The following is a 17,540-nucleotide window of genomic DNA, read 5'->3' as shown; positions in this document are numbered from 1 at the left end:
AATGCTGACATCCACTTCGAAACGCATCGCACCCGTCGCTGTCCTGTTGCTGGGGTTCGGACTCTCAGGCTGTGAAGTGGACATCAATATCGGCGGCGGTGACGGCGTACCATTGGCCGACCTCGAGATGAGCGGTGCGGCGCCTGATACGCTCTCCATTGCCGGACCGGACAAGGTCATCATCACCGAAGGGGAAACGCTCGACATCACGGTCGAGGGTGATGAAGAGGCGACCGAAACTTTGCGCTTCGAACTCGATGGCAGCGATCTGTCCATTTACCGCGAAGATGGCTGGGACAACGGCGGTTCGACAACCGTTCGCATCACCATGCCTGCACCACGCGACATCAATATCGGCGGCAGCGGCAATGTCGAAACCCCGGTTATGGCTGATAGCGCATCGATCAACATCGGCGGCTCCGGCAGTGTAACTGTTGCGCAGTTCGATGCCAGCCGGCTGGACGTAAACATTGGCGGATCTGGCACGGTAAACGGCGCAGGTTCAGCAAACCGGTTGGAAGTGGTCATCGGCGGCAACGGCAACGTAAACCTCGATGATCTAACAACCGAACGCGCCGAAGTGACGATTGGTGGATCAGGCGATGTCGCCTTCTCTTCTGATGGCACGGTCGAGGCTACGATTGCGGGATCAGGCGATATCAACGTGTTCGGTAGCGCCCAGTGCGAACTCAACGCAGTGGGATCAGGCGACCTCAATTGCGCGCCACGCTCCAATGCAGAACCGGCCGCAGATGAACCAGCGACAGAAACAGAAACACCGCAAGACGAGGCAGACGAGAGCTAATCCGGCGGCGGCCTCACTTGCCAAGCGGCGGGATGCGCGCGACAAGCACGGTATGCGCGCGCCCCATCCTGCCTCAACCCTGGCCCTCACCCTTGTTTCAAGCATCGCTTTGAGCGGCTGCCTTGCCCGCACTGCGCTCGACGTAGTGACGGCGCCGGTAAAGGTGGCCGGCAAGGCCGTGGATGTTGCGACCACCAGCCAATCCGAGGCTGACGAGAACCGCGGGCGCGAAATTCGCCGCCGCGAGGAACAGCTCGGCAAGCTTGAGCGCAAATACGACAAGCAGATCGAGGAATGCCGCGAAGGCGATGATGCGGCCTGCGATGAGGCTCAAGCGACCTATGCCGAAATGCAGGAAATCCTACCCAGCGTCCCACTGGAGCCGGAAGACGATTAGTCCGGCGGAGTTGCTGCTCTGCGCAATCTGTCGTTGATCGCAATGCCAATGCTATCCTCTGGGATAGGCGCAACTGCGATGCGCGGCTTTTCCGACGCCGCGCCCATATGCAAGCAGCCATAGAGGCGGGAAGCGGCTTCGGCCAGATCGCCCGCTGCCGACAAAGTGCAATCGCCAAGCACATCACCGTATCCGATCAAAAACTCACCAGTCTCGGCATGATGAGCGTTCAGCCGCACTGGTTTGCCCGGCGCGTAATGGCTGGCCAGCTGACCAGGGGCTTCAACACCACTCACATTCGCGCGATGCGCCCCCCCAATACCACAGGGCCGGGCCGCAATTCTTCCAAGCTACCATCGCCGCGAACAGCGACAATTGTCGACTCAACGCCCGCCTGCGTTGGCCCGCCATCCAGAACCAGATCAATTCGGCCATCCAGCGAGGCAAGCACATGGCGCGCGGTGGTGGGGCTAATAAACCCGCTGCGATTGGCCGAGGGTGCGGCAAGCGGGAAATCCACAGCCTCCAGCAAGGCCCGCATCACAGGATGCGCAGGCGCGCGGACCGCAACCGTCGGCAGCTCTGCCGTCACTGCGCCAGCGAGCTTTGCCTCTGGCCTGCAGGGCAAAACTAAGGTTAGCGGGCCGGGCCAATACTGCTCGGCAAGCGGCCGTGCCGCATCTGACAACTTGGCCAGCATACCCGCCTGCACTGAGTCCCGCACATGAACGATCAGCGGGTTGAAATCCGGCCGTCCCTTGGCAGCGTAAATCTTTGCCACGGCCTCCGCGCTATCCGCCCTCGCCGCGAGCCCATAAACCGTCTCTGTCGGCACTGCGACAAGCCCGCCCGATTCGAGAATCGCCGCCGCGCGAGCGATGCCCAGCGCATCAGCATCCAGCACTTCCGTAAGGTTCTTGTCGCTCATGCCATCTGCGCTATATTCAAGCGCAAGCGCTGCCAAGAGGCAGGCGGCCTCCAGCCGAGAAATGCACCCAATCAAAGGACGACCCACGCCCGTGACCCCTTACACGCCCCCTACCCAAGACCAATTGCTCGCCATCCGAGTGAATGCCGGGATCGAAGAGCTGGCGCAAAGCGAGCGCTTTGCCAGTGCAGAGGCCGATTTGGTCGAGGCGATTGTCGATGGCGTGGGCCAGTTTGCTGCGGGTGAGTTCGCGCCGCTCAACCGTGTGGGCGACCTTGAGGGAGCAAAGCTGGAAAATGGCGCGGTGCGTCTGCCAGAGGGATTTGAGCCCGCCTACAGCGCCTATGTCGAGCAAGGCTGGAACGCGATCGCCTCGCCGGAGGAATTCGGCGGCCAAGGCCTGCCCTTTACTTTGTCTTGCAATGTGCTGGAAAACCTCGGGTCCGCCAATATGGCCTTCACCCTGCTGCCGATGTTATCCGTTGGCGCGATTGAGGCGATCGGCCACCATGGCAGCAAGGATCAGCAGGCAAAGTACATGCCCGATCTGGTTAGCGGCAAATGGTCCGGCACCATGAACCTCACCGAACCAGGCGCGGGCAGCGATGTGGGTGCGCTGCGCTCCACCGCAGAGCCTATCACAGAGGGTGAGCACGCCGGGAAGTACAAGATTGCTGGCCAAAAGATCTACATCACCTGGGGTGAGCACGATCTGGCCGAGAACATCATCCACCTGGTGCTCGCAAGACTGCCCGATGCGCTAGAGGGTTCACGCGGCATCTCGCTGTTCCTCGTCCCCAAATACCACGTCAATAACGACGGATCACTGGGCAATCGCAATGATGTGCGCTGTGTAAGTCTTGAGCATAAGCTCGGCATCAATGCCTCCCCCACCTGCGTGATGAGCTATGGTGACAATGGCGAGTGCATTGGAGAGCTGGTTGGTGCTGAGAACCGCGGTCTGATGGCCATGTTCACGATGATGAACAATGCGCGGATCAACGTCGGCAACCAGGGCGCACAAATCGCTGAGCGCGCGACCCAGCAAGCGATTGCTTATGCGATGGACCGGGTCCAATCGGCCCGCGCTGGCTCGTCAGACAAAACCCCGGTTGCGATTATCGAACATCCCGACGTGCGGCGCATGATCCTGCGCATGAAAGCCCTAACCGAAGGCGTGCGCGCTCTGCTCTATTACTGCGCTCAGCCAAGTGGATCGCGGCACGATCGGCGATGAAGCCGCTGGTGAGCGCGCCGAAGTGCTGGTTCCGCTGGTCAAAGCCTGGGGCACCGACATCGGCGTCGAGGTGTCAGGCATCGGTATTCAAGTACATGGCGGCATGGGCTTCGTTGAGGAAACCGGCGCGGCGCAGCATTGGCGCGATTCCAAGATTGCCCCGATCTATGAGGGCACCAACGGCATTCAGGCCGCCGATCTGGTAACGCGCAAGCTGGGCATGTCCGGCGGCGAAACAGTGATTGGCCTGTTTGAAGAGATCGCCCGAGACGCGAGCGACGAAGTCGGTCTGGCTGGGCTTGCCAGCGATTGCGCGAATATCGCCCGCTGGATGCGTGATGAGGCAAGCCTGGATGATCGCTTGGCTGGCAGCACCGCGTTCTGCACTATGGTGGCCGTGGCAGTCGCAGGGTGGCAAATGCTGCGCCAAGTGCGTGCGGTGGCCGAAGGGGCCGCACCTGCTTTGGCAGAGACCAAGCCGGTGACGACGCGCTTCTTCCTCGATCATATCGTGTCAGAAGCCGCCGGGCTAAAGGCCAGCGCAATCAGCGGATCAGACCTGCTCTACGCCCTGAGCGCAGACAAACTCGCAAGCTAAACGGAGCGGAAAGAATCCGCAGCGATGTTGCGCCGCGCGACTTTTGCATGAGGTCCAGGTCTAGGGCGAGGCGCTATTCCGCAGGCTGGATGCGTGCAAAGTCATCCTCGCCAAAGCTGGCCGTGGGATTGCCACTTAGCTCTCGCTGTGGTCGCAAGCGCTCACCTTCCAAACGTCCAATCGCGGCACCCGCTTCCGCACCGGGGGCAATGGCGCGCCAAATGATCCCTGCGGTATCGTCGGACACCAGCAAAGAGCCATCCCCGCCCCATTCAACCCAGGTCGGGCGGCCCTTTGTTGTGCCGTCCTCATTCAGGAAGCCGGTGAGCACTGGCACCGGCTTACCCGTAGGATTGCCGCGTTCATCAAAGGCAACATAGACCACGTCATAGCCAGACGGCGGCTTGCGGTTCCATGAGCCATGCCGCGCAATGAAGGCACCGCTGGCAAAGCCATCGCCCATGCGGTGACCTTCCTTGGTGAAGACGAGACCCAGCGCGGCGACATGTGGCCCAAGCGCGTATTCGGGGTAACGCGCATATTCCATGAGATAGGCCGGCATAGGCGCCTCGACCCGGCGATCGATATTGGTGCGATAATACAGCCACGGCCAGCCATATTGCGCGCCCACGGGTACATTCGTCAGATAGTCAGGAACTAGGTCAGAGCCGAGCATGTCGCGTTCATTCACCGTGGTCCACAGCTCGCCCGACCATGGGCTAAAGTCCAGCCCGTTGGGGTTACGCAGACCGACGGCAAACTGGCGCTGACGCCCAGCCGTCAGATCATATTCCCAGATCATTGCCCGGCCTTCTTCGACTTCCATCCCACTTTCGCCGATATTGCTGACCGAACCGACAGCGACATAGAGACGGTTGCCGTCCGGATGCAGCTCCATATTGCGCATCCAGTGCCCGCCGCCCGGTGCCAGATCCATCAGCTTTGTCGGCTCGCCTGTCACGGCTTCCGCCCCCAGTTCATAGGGGAACGCCAGCACAGCATTGTGATTGGCAACATAGAGCGTGCCATCGTTCCAGCTCATCCCGGACGGGGAATCGAGCCCAGCGGACAGGATGACGACCTGCTTTTCGGCGACACCGTCGCCGTCTTCATCGCGCAGCAGAACGATTTGGTTGGGCGAATCGCCAGCAGCGCCCGCTTCTGAGAACAGATATTCTGCAACAAAGCCGCGGATGCTGGCCATAATGCCACCGTCGCCATCATCCTTTGCCTTCGGTGACCGAGTCAAAGTGACCAGCACATCGCCATTCGGCAGACCGTACAGCACGCGTGGGTGGTCCAGACCTTCGGCAAATCGCGTCACGGTCAGTCCCTCAGCAGCCACCGGCAAGGCGCCCTCTTCCCAGCCAACCGGCTTTGCGATCTGCACCGTAGGGAAGCTCTCCGGATCAGGCTCTCCCAAGGTTGGGTCCGTCCCCGCAACCTCGTCAACCGACAGATCCGCCGTGTCACCGCGGGTCAAAAAGAAACCGGCAATGCCCAGGATCACAAGCAGGACAATAAAAGCGATGAGAATTTTACGAATAATAGCCATAGTTCCCTGCGATATAAGAGGCATGGCCTTGCGGCAATGGGGGAAGCGATTAGACAGCCTATCGCCATGTATGATTTCAAACCTGATGAGACCCTCGCGCCCGCCGAACTTTATCGGCAATTGGCCGATGCCGCCGACGCCCTTACGGCCGGAGAGAACGATAGCATTGCCAATATGGCGAATGTCGCGGCGCTGATCTGGGAATTTGTGCCCCGGCTCAATTGGGCAGGTTTTTACCGCGTGGTTCGAAACGGGACGGAAAAAGAGCTGGTGCTTGGGCCCTTTGTCGGCCGCCCTGCATGTATTCGCATTCCTTTTGGCCAAGGTGTGTGCGGTGCAGCCGCTGCAACTGGGGAAACTCAGTTGGTTGAGGACGTCCACGCCTTCCCTGGGCATATTGCCTGCGATGCCGCCAGCCAATCCGAAGTTGTCGTGCCCGTGATGCGCGATGGTGAGGTTATTGCAGTGATCGATTGCGACAGCCCGGAGGCAGCGCGCTTCACCAAAGAGGATGCAAGCGGGTTAGAGGCCCTTGCCGCGTTGCTAGAGAATCGAATTTAGCCCTAAGTCAGCTAAACTTACTGGTCAACCGCAGCAGTTCCACCTTTAATCGCCCCGAAAAGAGACAGTTCTCCTGTTTGGCTGGTTTGGTCTGTTAGTTGATAGTAACTAACAATTTGCCATGGGTTCAGCGTGCGAATCGCACGATATCGTGCCTCATGATCGCTCTATAAGCACAGGGGAAACTTTTGATGTCGACACTCCATTTCGCGCTTCGCAGCCTCAGCGTACCGGTCGCCGGGCTGGCTTTGGCCAGCGCCGCACCTGCTTTCGCACAGGCAGAGGTGGTGATGACCGAGGGAGAGATTCAATCGCTCCCGGCGGACCTTCAAACTGCACCAGCCCCAACGTCAGAGACTTCCATTGCTCCAGCGCAAACCGGCGGCCGGACCTTGGGTGAGACCGAAGAAGTCATCATCGGCGAAGACGGGGTCGAAACTGTCATCCGCACACGGTACATCACACCGCGCACGGCGACACGCTCGATCCCGCCTACGGATAGTGGTTTTGGTCAACCTGCGCCGGTGCAGTATTACCCAGTATCTCAGCCAGTGGTGTTTGAACGTGAACAATGGCTCGCAGAATGCCGCCGCCGCACTGACGGCCGCGATGGCAAGGAAAAGGGCGGCATTATTGGCGGCCTACTCGGCGCAATCACCGGCGGCATTATTGGCAACCGGGTATCAAGCGGTGAGCGTTTGGCTGGCACTTTGATCGGTGCGGGTACAGGCGGCTTGGCTTAGCCTGGCGATTGGCACCTTGATCGGCGACGGCGATGATGACGATCGTTATGATTGCGAGGCAGCGCTCAACGATTATCTGCAAAATAACACTGGATTGGTTGCCGCACCGCCTCAACGTTTTGCCAGCAGGACCATTGCTGCACCTGCTTATGGCTATGGCGGCTGCAATTGCTACCAAGCGCAACCCGTACAGCAAACTGTTCTAGTTCCCGTTCAAACCACGCAGCGGCAACGGGTGATCGTTCGCGAAACTGTGCGCGAGGAATTTGTGCCAGAGCCAGTGCGTGAACGGACAATTCCTGAGCCTCGCATGATCAAGCAGCCAACACGGGTCTTGCCAGCGCCGCGTCCAATCAAAATGATCAAGAACTAGGTTGGGTCGGCGGATCTAGTCGCCGTCATATCTTGATACAGCAGCATGCGGGACTCTCAGCGAGTCTCGCGTGCTTTGCTATACGCTTCCCGTGAGCAAGATACCATTCAACCCGGCGCACTAGATGAGCGCAGTTGCGCGGCGCAACTTTCTACAGGCGAGAAGTGCAAAGCTGCGAAAACTTTAAATCACTGATTTAGATATGGGATATCTTGTGCAACGGATATCTGAGAAACCTAGATGTCGCCGCCCGTTAGCCTCTGACACACCAGATCCAACTGATCGAGCGTCCGATAGCGGATAGTAACTGCACCAGAACGCGGATCCGCATCGGCCTTAATCCGGACGGTCAGACCCAGAAATTCCTCCAGATGACGCTGCACCGCTTCGATATCGGCGTCATTCGCGGGGTCGCGTCCACCCACCTGAGTTTTCGGAGCCTTCGTCGCGACTTTCCCAGCAACCTTGCGAACCATGCGCTCAATCTCACGCACAGACAGATTATCGTTCACCGCCTGTTGAGCGAGGCTCGCCGCATTCTCCTGCCCAATGAGCGCGCGCGCATGCCCCATCGACAGTCTGCCACCCTCTACTAGATCGAGCACTGCGCCAGGAAGGCCCAAAAGCCGCTGAAAATTCGCAACATGGCTGCGTGATTTATCGACCATGCGGGCAATTTCGGCCTGGGTCATACCCTCAGTATCAGCAAGGCGTTGATAAGCGCGCGCTTCCTCGACTGGGTTGAGGTCTTCACGCTGAATATTCTCGATCAGAGCCAGCGCCATCACTTCGCGGTCATTCAGTTCACGAACAAGCGCTGGGATCTCATGTAAGCGCGCCTTCTGCGCGGCCCGCCAACGACGCTCGCCCGCAACCAATTGATAACGGCCCTCGCCGCGCGGCCGCACGATGATTGGCTGGATAACACCGCGTGCCGCGATCGAAGCGGCCAGTTCTGCAAGCGCCGCATCATCAAAATGTTTGCGTGGTTGCCCTGGCAAGGGGCTAATCGAGGCAATTGGTAGAGCCGCGAGGCCAGAGACTGGCTTCGCATTTCCACTTTTCATCGCTTTATCAGAGCCTTGCGCAATATCGCTACGAACAAGCGGCTCTTCACGCTGAGTTTCGCCCAACAGCGCTCCGAGGCCCTTACCGAGCTTCTTCTTACGATCACTAGGTGCACGATGCGGTACAGAGAATTCGATCTTCTCGCCAGATTGGTTCGCGTTCGGTTTTACATTGCGGCTCATGCGGCTTTCCTTTCTGGCGGGAATCGTCCGATTAGTTCTCGAGCTAGCGCGATGTACGCCCGGCTGCCCGTGCAGGAATGGTCATAAACAAGCGCTGGTAACCCGTGGCTCGGCGCCTCGGATAAGCGAACGTTACGAGGGATGACGGTCTCAAATACCAAATTGCCTAGGCAATCTCGCACGTCATCGGCGACTTGATCGGTCAAGCGGTTACGGCGGTCAAACATTGTGAGCGCAACGCCAATAATACCTAAATCAGGGTTGAAGCGCTGCTGAATCCGTTCCACCGTCTGCAGCAATTGGCTGAGACCTTCGAGCGCGAAGAATTCGCATTGCAACGGCACAAGCAGAGTGTCAGCCGCGCACAAGGCATTGAGTGTCAGCAGACCCAGAGACGGCGGGCAGTCAATGAAGCAAATGTCGTGCTCCCTGTGATTAGCCAACGCCGCTTTTAGACGCCCAGTCCGCTCTTCGACAGAAACTAGTTCTACTTCAGCACCGCTCAAATCCACCGTCGCCGGAACCAGATCGAGACCAGGAATGCTGGTCGGCACCACCGCATCTTCCAAAGCAATCTCATCGACCAAGAGGTCATAGCTCGACAGGCCGCGATCATTCGCATCGACACCCATGCCAGTCGATGCATTGCCTTGAGGATCGAGATCAATCAGCAGCGTCCGCCAACCCGTTGCCGCCATCGCTGTTGCAATATTGATGGCAGTGGTCGTCTTCCCAACCCCTCCCTTCTGGTTTGCAATTGCGATTGTCAGCATCTTAACGCGTTCCTTAACTCGTGCTTGAACCAGCAAACTCTAAGCACAAAAGCCCCCAATTGCGGGGGGCTTGCGCTCAAGTGAGTCTAAAATCGCCGCAAACGAAACCATTCGAAGCGACGATTTCAAATCACAAACTTACGATGATACCTGCTTCGCGATCGGTCAATGATTGTTCCACGTGGAACTTCCGCCGATTGCGAGCTTTTAGTCCGGCCAACTCATCCGATGCGGAGCGCCCCTTTGGCAAAATATAACGCGTATGGGAGGTACAAAACGGATGCGAAAGGCGGAGAAGCTTATCAAGCGGTGCGAAGGCGCGCGCGGTTATCACATTGACCGGAAATGGTTTTATCTTCTCCAGACGTTCACCCACTACGCTGCATCGCTTGAGGTCAAGCTCGGTCACCACACGCTCCAGAAACTCAACGCGGCGTACCCGTGATTCGACCAGAACTATTGGGATGTTAGGTAACAAGCTAGCCAAAATTATCCCCGGAAAGCCTGCGCCTGTTCCTAGATCGAGCCACGGCACACCTGTGCGATCTTCACGTGTTTCACGTGAAACATGTTGTAGAAGCTGGACGCTGTCAGCAATATGCCGTTGCCATAGTTGACTTTCAGAGGGCTTCGATATCAAGTTTTGTTGTTTGTTTTCAGCGAGAAGCAGCGTGGAAAAATGCTCTAACCGCTTGATTGCCGTAGCGTCAGCCCACTCGCTAACATAAGCGCGTGCCTGCTCCTCTGTCTCAATGATATTCGGTTCGCTCATGCCGCAGTTTGCCAGCGACGCGCATAAACCAACAAAGCCGATAGAGCCGCTGGGGTCACCCCCGGCACACGGCCCGCGGCAGCTAGGGTTGGCGGCCTGGCAGAGGTCAGTCGCTCGATCATCTCAGATGAGAGCCCTGGAACCTCGCCAAACGGAAAGTCCCCTGCTAGCGCCAGATTCTCACTTGCACGAAGGTCTCTTAGCTCCGCCTCCTGACGGGCGAGATAAGGCTCATACGCGGCATCCTCGGCCATCTCATCAGCAAGATCGGTGTTAGCGCAAAGCGCCTCGGCAAGTTCGGTGTCTACCCAAGGCATCAGGTCAGCAAATTCCACGCCGTCATGTCTTAGCCATTCCGAGACGGGCTTCTCACCACCATCACGCCGGACAGGAAGGTCTGCCTCAGCCAGATCTTTGGAATGAAGCTTTTGCGCAAACAAGGGCGCCAAAACTGTCCGCGCAGCCTCCCGCTGCTCAAACCATTTTGAGCGCTCATTTGACACGCACCCTGCTTCGACACCCAGCTTCGTTAAACGCGTCGAAGCATTGTTGGCCCGCAGGCGAAGGCGGTATTCAGCACGTGAGGTGAGCATTCGGTACGGCTCGCTCACCCCTTGGAGAGTGAGGTCATCTATCATTACCGCGATATAGGAATTGGCACGGTCCAGAACTGGTGCCTGGCGATCAGTCTCTGCAGCGGCGGCATTTAGGCCCGCGATCAAACCCTGCGCGGCCGCTTCTTCATAGCCGGTAGTCCCATTGATCTGACCTGCACAATAGAGGCCAGGGATCGCTCGCAGCTGAAGGTCGGGCGTAAGTGCACGTGGATCAATATGGTCATATTCCACCGCGTAGCCAGGCTCGACGATATCCGCTTTCGACAGTCCAGCCATCGCGCGAACCATATCGTGCTGAACATCTACCGGCAGGGATGTGCTGATCCCGTTTGGATAGACCAAATGAGTGTTCAGCCCTTCCGGCTCCAGGAACACCTGATGCCCGTCGCGATCACCAAAGCGGTGGATCTTATCTTCGATCGAAGGGCAATAGCGTGGACCGGCTGCATCGATCGCGCCCGCGAACAACGGGGACCGGTGAAGGTTTGCGCGAATAGCATCATGCGCCGCCTCCGTGGTCCGAGTGATCGCGCAGAAGACCTGAGGATTTGCTCGCCTTTCGGTGAGCGCGGACATCGTCCAACTCTCATAATCGGAGGCTTGTTCTGGCAGGGAAGCCCAATCAATTGTGCGCCCATCTATCCGCGGGGGCGTACCCGTCTTGAGCCGCGCCATTGGCAGATCCGCTCTGCGCAATTGCTCCGCCAAACGCTGAGCGGAGTTCTCGCCAATGCGCCCGCCAGTAAAGCGCTCTTCGCCGCGAAACAAAGTGCCGCCCAGAAAGGTGCCGGTGCAAAGGATGACGCGCGGCGCATCCAGCACTGTACCATCAGCAAGCTCTAACCCAGCAACACGCCCGCTCTCGAGGCGAAGCGCAGCAGCCTCCCCCGCGATCAGCGTTAGATTCGCCTGCGCCTTAACAATCCGCTGGACTTCAGCCTTGAACAGCACGCGGTCGGCTTGAACGCGAGGTCCCCAGACAGCGCTACCCTTAGAGCGGTTGAGCATACGGTAATGAATTGCTCCGGCGTCTGCCGCTCGGCCAATCACACCGTCGAGCGCATCGACTTCCCGAACCAAATGCCCCTTCCCCAGCCCGCCAATCGCCGGATTGCAGCTCATTGCCCCAATAGCGCCCAGATCGAAGCTGACCAGCCCAGTGCGTGCGCCCATGCGGGCCGCCCCACAGGCAGCCTCCACACCGGCGTGACCGCCGCCAATAACCAGGACATCAAAGTTATGCATGCTGCGCCAGATAGGGCGTCACGCGGCTTGGGTCAAAGCTGTTTCACGTGAAACACCGCTCGAATTGGGTAGTTTGTGCGCCGCACTTCTCGATCAGGAGAGGCTTTTCCTATTTCCCGATGCAGAAACGCCCAAACAGCGTATCCAGCATATCCTCCGTGGTCGTACGGCCGATGAGGCGATCAAACGCACCTCGAGCCTGTCTTAGCTCCTCAGCACACAGCAAGGGATCGCCTTGATCAATCGCTCCGCGCAATGCCTGAGCGGCATCCGACAGGACTGCGTGTTGCCTCGCGTTAAGCGCCGCCTCGCCGGGTTTCGGCAAAGCTGCCCGCGCCGCCTCAACCAAGCCCTGCTTCAACTCATCGACGCCCGCACCTTTGGTGGCTGATAATATGTAATCCGCAGAAGGTTTCGCCTGATAATCAGGCGCATCACTCTTGGCCGCCACTTCCCAAGCCCTTTCCGGCCCCTCGCCCTCTGGTCCAAGCCACAGAACAGTATCTGCTCGCGCAAACTGTTCACGGGCGCGGTCGATACCGATCCGCTCGATTGTATCCTCGCTCTCATCACGAAGGCCTGCCGTATCGACGAAACTAAAAGGGACGCTCGCAATGGCCACATTGCGCTCAATCACATCGCGCGTGGTGCCCGCGATATCTGATGTGATCGCCGCCTCGCTTTCAATCAGAGCATTAAACAAGGTTGATTTGCCAGAATTGGGCGGACCGGCGAGCACCACTCGGTAGCCCTCCCCCAGTTTCTCGGCTCGCGGGCGGCTCAGCCATTCCTCCAGCTCTTGCGACAACACCCCGATACCTTCGGCAAATTGCGGGGGCAATTGTGACACATCGTCTTCATCCGAAAAGTCGAGCGCCGCCTCCAATTGCGCGGAAAGCCGCAAAACAGCGGTGCGCCATGCCTCAACCTGATCGGAAAAGGCCCCTCCCGCCATCTGGATGGCGGCGGCTCTCTGCAGCTCCGTCTCTGCGCTAAGGAGCTCACTAAGCCCCTCCGCCTCTGCGAGGTCAATTCGGCCATTGGCAAAAGCGCGCCGAGTGAATTCTCCGGCCTCTGCAGCACGAAGGCCCGAAATCGCCTCTAAAGCCCTTGAAACAGCAGCCAAGACCGCCCGGCCCCCATGGCAATGCAATTCCGCCAGATCTTCGCCGGTCGCCGTTGCTGGGCCAGGGAACCACAAAACCAGTGCCTGATCCAACGTATCCCCGTCGCCATCTCGTAACGTCGTAAGTGTCGCGCGGCGGGCAGTGAAGTCTTGCCCAGCCAGTTTACGAAGCGCAGATCCGGCCTCAGAACCGCTGATCCTGATGACGCCAATAGCAGCGGGCGGCGCACCGCTGGAAATCGCAAAGATGGTGTCACTCATTCAATACAGATCCAATTATGGTATTGAATTCAATATTTTAATCGTCAGGCTTATCTTTCTTGGAGCGTGATGATCCACCCATCGCCCCTGCCCGCATCCCGTTCTCAACAAAGTTCTGAAACATCTTCAACCCCATCTGACCCATAGGTGCCAAGGCTTGTGCATATTCCTGCAACTGATCCGGGCTGCTCACGCCCTTCATCGCTTTGGTGATGTTATCAACATAAGCGTTGTTGGCTTCGGTCACATCGGGCAAGCCCATGAAGCTGCGCGCCTCCTCTGGCGTGCAATCAATCTCAATATTGACCTTCATCGGGTGCTCTCTCCATCCTCGCGGGCTTATCGCCCAAGCATTTGCGCTCTGCGTTCTGCAATGTAGCATTTGGTTTGGCATTGGCGAAGCGCAATGAGTCGTATCAGTCGGCAACTACGCAGTTTAGGAAGAGGTTATTCCAGCCCACCTCGTGAACGAAGCCCATACCTAGTTCAAAACCGCAAAATTCACGATTAATTTGCGTATTTCGGACTCCAAACCATCTGGAAGGTCTGCCTCCAGCAAGCGCTGACGCTCTTCAACCGGTTCTGCAACTAAAATGCGCTTCATCGCCCAGCCCGAACACGCCCGCTCAGCAATATTGCGCCGATCAAGCAAAGATAGGCCAGAATGGCGCGGATCATAGGAAATCCGCAGCATAAGCTCAACGAGTTCAGCCTCTTCCCCTTCAAGCAGCTGAAGGAAATTGCGTCCGTTATAGAGCAATAAGCCCGTTACCCCGCGAGTGGGATTGTTACGGATGCTGCTGGTGAGGATCGATTCCACTTCCTCCCGCGAGAGGCTCGGCGCCGTGCTGATATAGAGATATTGCCTCAGCATATCGCCAGCCAGCGCTTACTGGTTCATCGTTTCGAAGAAATCTTCGTTGGTCTTGGAATCCTTCATCTTGTCGAGCAGGAACTCCATCGCATCAACCGTGCCCATTTGCATCAGGATCCGGCGCAGCACCCACATTTTGGAGAGCTTGTCCTTCTCAACCAGCAACTCCTCCTTACGAGTGCCCGATTTACCAACATCCAGTGCTGGGAAGATGCGTTTGTCGGCCACCTTGCGATCCAGCACGATTTCAGAGTTACCCGTACCCTTGAATTCTTCGAAGATAACCTCGTCCATCCGGCTACCTGTGTCGATCAGCGCGGTTGCAATGATGGACAGCGAGCCGCCCTCTTCAATGTTACGCGCGGCGCCAAAGAAGCGCTTAGGGCGCTGCAGAGCATTGGCGTCCACGCCGCCGGTCAGAACCTTGCCGGAGCTAGGCACAACCGTGTTGTAGGCCCGGCCAAGGCGTGTAATTGAGTCCAGCAGGATGACTACATCATTTTTGTGCTCGACCAGGCGTTTTGCCTTTTCGATAACCATTTCAGCAACTTGAACGTGCCGATTGGCAGGCTCATCAAAGGTTGAAGAGATAACTTCACCCTTAACGCTGCGCTGCATATCGGTGACTTCTTCCGGGCGTTCATCCACCAGCAGCACCAAAAGATGCACCTCCGGATGATTGTCGGTGATCGCTTTCGCAATGTTTTGCAGCAAAACCGTCTTACCCGTGCGCGGCGGCGCAACAATCAATGCACGCTGGCCTTTGCCCTGAGGTGAGATGATATCGATCACCCGAGCAGACTTGTCTTTGACGGTAGGGTCGGCCTGATCCAGCGTCAGTTTTTCATCTGGATAAAGCGGGGTGAGGTTGTCGAAATTGGTGCGCATCCGCACCTTTTCCGGGCCTTCGAAATTCACGCTGGTGAGATCGGTCAGCGCGAAATAGCGCTCGCCCTCCTTTGGTGCACGGATTTGCCCCTCGACAGTGTCGCCAGTGCGCAACCCCCATTTGCGAATTTGGTTGGGCGAAACGTAGATATCGCCTGGGCCAGCGAGATAATTGGCCTCTGGCGAGCGCAGAAAGCCGAAGCCATCCTGCAGCACCTCGATCGTGCCAATGCCCATGATATCTTCGTTGTATTCTTCATCCTCGGCCAGCTCGCGCAAGATGCTGAACAACAGGTCTTGCTAGGCGCATGGTAGAGGCACTTTCAACGCCCAATTCTTCGGCCATCTGGACGAGTTCAGCAGGGGTTTTCAGTTTTAAGTCTTTAAGATGCATAGTAATTTACGTTCCGTCTTCGAGATGACCGGCGGGCCAGTGCCTCTTTCAAAAAGAGGTGCCAGATCGCTGGTTTGCGAACAGGCTTGGGCTTGGAGAAAGCAGACCTGATAACGCGATTGTCACGCCATCAAAGCCGGATTGATGAATTGCAAAATATGAGAGCCGCGCGCTCAGGTCAATTGCCGAATTGCCGCTCAGCTGAGAAAGGCCAGGTGTAACGCAACGGATAAGTCTGGGGAAAACCTGATATCGCGACATTAGCTGCGTTTAGAACGGCCGCGTATAAACCAGCACCACGACCAGAACGAGGATCAGACCGGGCACCTCGCCGAATATGCGCAATTGCCTTTCGGTCAGCGGCCGCTCACCCCGCGCCATCTTTTTCGTCTGAGCAACCAACCAGCCGTGATAGCCCGTGAGCGCAAGCACCAGGGCCAGTTTCACGTGGAACCAGCCCTGCGTGAATGCACCGGTGGAATAGGCCAAAGTCAAACCCAAAACCCACACGATTATGAGACTGGGCGTCATGATGATTTTGCGCAGCTTTCCCATGCGCTCCGCCCATTTCGCCTCACCTTCAGAGCCGCTGGCGTGATCAAGAATATAGATACATTGGCGCGGCAACATGAAGAGCCCCGCCAGCCAGAACACCATGAAAATCACATGGCCTGCTTTGAGCCACACATACATCAACGAAAGAGGATCCTGCATAGGGTCTGTGTAAGGAGACTTGGCGTGAATTTCATCCCCTGATCAGCCCCGAATGGTCTCAAGCAGGATTTCGACATGCTCGATCGGCGTAAACTGGCCAATGCCGTGCCCCAGATTGAAGACATGCGGACGCTCGGCGAAAGCGCGAAGGATCAGTTTTGCTCGGGCGCTCACGGCATCGCCGCCCGCCTCCAGCAGCAAAGGATCAAAATTGCCCTGCACCGGCATGCCATCGGGCAACACCGAATGGACCCAGTCTGGATCAAGCGTTTCGTCCATCCCGATCGCATCGACCCCGGTTTCACGTGCATAACTGGGCAGATTCGCGCCCGCACCCTTAGGAAACCCAATGATCGGAGTGTCTGGGTGTGACTGCTTCACTGCGGCAACAATCTTTGCATTGGGCGCGATAACCCAGCGCTCAAATTCATCTGGCGCAAGGCTGCCCGCCCAGCTGTCAAACAATTGCACAGCCTCCGCCCCGGCGTCGATCTGGCCGCGCAAATAGCCGATAGTCACATCTACAATCGCGTCCAAGATTGCCTGCATCCGGGCCGGATCGCGATATGCTAACAGGCGCGCTTTGCCCTGGTCTTTGCTGCCCTCGCCGGCGATCATGTAGGTAGCGACCGTCCATGGACTGCCCGCAAAACCCAGCATGGTCACTTCTTCGCTGATCATACCGCGCGTTAGCCGCACCGTCTCATAAATGGGATCAAACCGCTCTGGCGCCGCAGTGAAATCTTCAAGCTTCGCCTCCAGTAAAGTGGGACTGAGCTTAGGGCCCTCGCCTGCAAGAAACGCAAGGCCTTGGCCCATGGCATGTGGCACGATGAGAATATCGGAAAACAGGATCGCTCCATCAAAGCCGAACCGGCGAATGGGTTGGACCGTGATCTCAGCTGCAGCCTCGCTGTCATATACGAGCTCAAGGAAGCCACCCTTTTCGGCCCGTAACTCCCTATATTCGGGTAAATATCTACCGGCCTGTCGCATCAGCCAAATGGGAGCCTTTTCCTGTTTGGTTCCCTTAAGAGTATCGAGCAAGATGCCCGGCATAGATCGGTTCCAATCAATAAATATATATATATTTATATAAGGTTTGTAGGAGTTTGTTGGCCCTGTGGAAATCGGGAATTACCGGCCTCTGCCTGATTTCTCCGACTCTGAACAGACCCAAAGGTGAACGCGAATCTAGGTGTTCATGTGGTCAAGCCATTCTTATCCCCGCTCTCCCCAGCCTGTCTAAAACCATTGTCCCATGTCGACAAACGTGCGGCCCTAATGCCTGCCACTGGGCATGACTCCGGTCCCCGATCTTGTCGACTGGTTTCTCCCGTGGTTTATACCAGTGTCTATCAACATGCTCGCGCCGATGATAAAGCACACTGGCTAAACAGCATGAAATTGGCAAATCGCCGCCCAAGGA

The 17,540-nt window shown here is 57.5% G+C and carries 15 protein-coding genes and 3 pseudogenes; 6 read left to right on the top strand and 12 right to left on the bottom strand.

The genetic code is table 11. From position 1 onward, the window contains the following. Position 1: 1 nt before the first annotated feature. Entirely contained in the window at positions 2-805 is an 804-nt protein-coding gene (locus AC0V6Z_RS04740; protein ID WP_472640230.1) for a head GIN domain-containing protein, read from the top strand. After that, positions 753-1,202 (top strand): hypothetical protein, encoded by a 450-nt coding sequence (locus AC0V6Z_RS04735; RefSeq protein ID WP_472640952.1) that lies wholly within the window; start codon positions 753-755, stop codon positions 1,200-1,202. Before AC0V6Z_RS04740 ends, AC0V6Z_RS04735 begins: the two co-directional genes overlap by 53 nt. Here AC0V6Z_RS04735 and AC0V6Z_RS04730 read toward each other — a convergent pair. Next, positions 1,199-2,130: pseudogene (locus tag AC0V6Z_RS04730) on the bottom strand (L-threonylcarbamoyladenylate synthase). The gene AC0V6Z_RS04735 and the pseudogene AC0V6Z_RS04730 overlap by 4 nt on opposite strands. A 61-nt stretch (positions 2,131-2,191) precedes the next feature. Here AC0V6Z_RS04730 and AC0V6Z_RS04725 point away from each other — a divergent pair. Continuing rightward, positions 2,192-3,965: pseudogene (locus AC0V6Z_RS04725) on the top strand (acyl-CoA dehydrogenase family protein). A gap of 73 nt (positions 3,966-4,038) precedes the next feature. Here the strand turns inward: AC0V6Z_RS04725 and AC0V6Z_RS04720 are convergent. Then, positions 4,039-5,520 carry a PQQ-dependent sugar dehydrogenase gene (locus tag AC0V6Z_RS04720; protein ID WP_472640229.1) on the bottom strand — a complete coding sequence of 494 codons (1,482 nt, stop codon included), beginning with the start codon at positions 5,518-5,520 and terminating at the stop codon, positions 4,039-4,041. 66 nt (positions 5,521-5,586) lie between these two features. Here AC0V6Z_RS04720 and AC0V6Z_RS04715 point away from each other — a divergent pair, with 66 nt between their 5' ends. From AC0V6Z_RS04715 to AC0V6Z_RS04705, 3 genes are all read left to right on the top strand, one after another. Continuing rightward, positions 5,587-6,081: a GAF domain-containing protein gene (locus tag AC0V6Z_RS04715; protein ID WP_472640845.1), complete on the top strand. Its 495-nt coding sequence runs from the start codon at positions 5,587-5,589 to the stop codon at positions 6,079-6,081. Positions 6,082-6,272: 191 nt separating this feature from the next. After that, complete coding sequence (locus tag AC0V6Z_RS04710; RefSeq protein WP_472640228.1) at positions 6,273-6,824, top strand: glycine zipper 2TM domain-containing protein; 552 nt, start codon at positions 6,273-6,275, stop codon at positions 6,822-6,824. After that, positions 6,799-7,197: a hypothetical protein gene (locus AC0V6Z_RS04705; protein ID WP_472640951.1), complete on the top strand. Its 399-nt coding sequence runs from the start codon at positions 6,799-6,801 to the stop codon at positions 7,195-7,197. Before AC0V6Z_RS04710 ends, AC0V6Z_RS04705 begins: the two co-directional genes overlap by 26 nt. A 236-nt stretch (positions 7,198-7,433) precedes the next feature. Here AC0V6Z_RS04705 and AC0V6Z_RS04700 read toward each other — a convergent pair whose 3' ends face one another. The 10 genes and pseudogenes from AC0V6Z_RS04700 to hemE form a co-directional block, all read right to left on the bottom strand. Beyond that, positions 7,434-8,447 carry a ParB/RepB/Spo0J family partition protein gene (locus tag AC0V6Z_RS04700; RefSeq protein ID WP_472640227.1) on the bottom strand — a complete coding sequence of 338 codons (1,014 nt, stop codon included), beginning with the start codon at positions 8,445-8,447 and terminating at the stop codon, positions 7,434-7,436. After that, entirely contained in the window at positions 8,444-9,220 is a 777-nt protein-coding gene (locus AC0V6Z_RS04695; RefSeq protein WP_472640226.1) for a ParA family protein, read from the bottom strand. The genes AC0V6Z_RS04700 and AC0V6Z_RS04695 overlap by 4 nt, the downstream gene beginning before the upstream one ends. 130 nt (positions 9,221-9,350) lie before the next feature. Continuing rightward, on the bottom strand, positions 9,351-9,992 hold the full coding sequence (gene rsmG, locus AC0V6Z_RS04690) for a 16S rRNA (guanine(527)-N(7))-methyltransferase RsmG (RefSeq protein WP_472640225.1): 642 nt from the start codon (positions 9,990-9,992) through the stop codon (positions 9,351-9,353). Next, a complete protein-coding gene (gene mnmG / locus AC0V6Z_RS04685) occupies positions 9,989-11,854 on the bottom strand; it encodes a tRNA uridine-5-carboxymethylaminomethyl(34) synthesis enzyme MnmG (protein ID WP_472640224.1) in 1,866 nt (621 codons plus the stop codon). The genes rsmG and mnmG overlap by 4 nt, the downstream gene beginning before the upstream one ends. 109 nt (positions 11,855-11,963) lie before the next feature. Then, positions 11,964-13,241, bottom strand: coding sequence for a tRNA uridine-5-carboxymethylaminomethyl(34) synthesis GTPase MnmE (mnmE, locus tag AC0V6Z_RS04680; protein WP_472640223.1), 1,278 nt, complete (start codon positions 13,239-13,241; stop codon positions 11,964-11,966). A 37-nt stretch (positions 13,242-13,278) separates the two neighbouring features. Continuing rightward, entirely contained in the window at positions 13,279-13,554 is a 276-nt protein-coding gene (locus AC0V6Z_RS04675) for a DUF6489 family protein (RefSeq protein WP_472640222.1), read from the bottom strand. Positions 13,555-13,722: 168 nt separating this feature from the next. Continuing rightward, complete coding sequence (locus AC0V6Z_RS04670) at positions 13,723-14,115, bottom strand: BLUF domain-containing protein (protein WP_472640221.1); 393 nt, start codon at positions 14,113-14,115, stop codon at positions 13,723-13,725. A gap of 15 nt (positions 14,116-14,130) precedes the next feature. Continuing rightward, positions 14,131-15,397 (bottom strand): annotated as a pseudogene (rho, locus tag AC0V6Z_RS04665) (transcription termination factor Rho). A gap of 270 nt (positions 15,398-15,667) precedes the next feature. Next, positions 15,668-16,111: a CopD family protein gene (locus AC0V6Z_RS04660; protein WP_472640220.1), complete on the bottom strand. Its 444-nt coding sequence runs from the start codon at positions 16,109-16,111 to the stop codon at positions 15,668-15,670. A gap of 42 nt (positions 16,112-16,153) precedes the next feature. After that, positions 16,154-17,170 (bottom strand): uroporphyrinogen decarboxylase, encoded by a 1,017-nt coding sequence (gene hemE / locus AC0V6Z_RS04655; RefSeq protein WP_472640219.1) that lies wholly within the window; start codon positions 17,168-17,170, stop codon positions 16,154-16,156. Positions 17,171-17,540 lie beyond the last annotated feature (370 nt).

This window comes from Erythrobacter sp. SN6-5 (assembly GCF_057364945.1).
This window is presented reverse-complemented; position numbering and strand designations above follow the sequence as displayed.

Excerpts from the sequence above, each read along its gene's own strand:
- AC0V6Z_RS04740 (WP_472640230.1), top strand. The coding sequence starts at position 2 with ATGCTGACATCCACTTCGAAACGCATCGCACCCGTCGCTGTCCTGTTG.
- AC0V6Z_RS04735 (WP_472640952.1), top strand. The coding sequence starts at position 753 with ATGAACCAGCGACAGAAACAGAAACACCGCAAGACGAGGCAGACGAGA.
- AC0V6Z_RS04720 (WP_472640229.1), bottom strand. The coding sequence starts at position 5,520 with ATGGCTATTATTCGTAAAATTCTCATCGCTTTTATTGTCCTGCTTGTG.
- AC0V6Z_RS04715 (WP_472640845.1), top strand. The coding sequence starts at position 5,587 with ATGTATGATTTCAAACCTGATGAGACCCTCGCGCCCGCCGAACTTTAT.
- AC0V6Z_RS04710 (WP_472640228.1), top strand. The coding sequence starts at position 6,273 with ATGTCGACACTCCATTTCGCGCTTCGCAGCCTCAGCGTACCGGTCGCC.
- AC0V6Z_RS04700 (WP_472640227.1), bottom strand. The coding sequence starts at position 8,447 with ATGAGCCGCAATGTAAAACCGAACGCGAACCAATCTGGCGAGAAGATC.
- AC0V6Z_RS04695 (WP_472640226.1), bottom strand. The coding sequence starts at position 9,220 with ATGCTGACAATCGCAATTGCAAACCAGAAGGGAGGGGTTGGGAAGACG.
- rsmG (WP_472640225.1), bottom strand. The coding sequence starts at position 9,992 with ATGAGCGAACCGAATATCATTGAGACAGAGGAGCAGGCACGCGCTTAT.
- mnmG (WP_472640224.1), bottom strand. The coding sequence starts at position 11,854 with ATGCATAACTTTGATGTCCTGGTTATTGGCGGCGGTCACGCCGGTGTG.
- mnmE (WP_472640223.1), bottom strand. The coding sequence starts at position 13,241 with ATGAGTGACACCATCTTTGCGATTTCCAGCGGTGCGCCGCCCGCTGCT.
- AC0V6Z_RS04675 (WP_472640222.1), bottom strand. The coding sequence starts at position 13,554 with ATGAAGGTCAATATTGAGATTGATTGCACGCCAGAGGAGGCGCGCAGC.
- AC0V6Z_RS04670 (WP_472640221.1), bottom strand. The coding sequence starts at position 14,115 with ATGCTGAGGCAATATCTCTATATCAGCACGGCGCCGAGCCTCTCGCGG.
- AC0V6Z_RS04660 (WP_472640220.1), bottom strand. The coding sequence starts at position 16,111 with ATGCAGGATCCTCTTTCGTTGATGTATGTGTGGCTCAAAGCAGGCCAT.
- hemE (WP_472640219.1), bottom strand. The coding sequence starts at position 17,170 with ATGCCGGGCATCTTGCTCGATACTCTTAAGGGAACCAAACAGGAAAAG.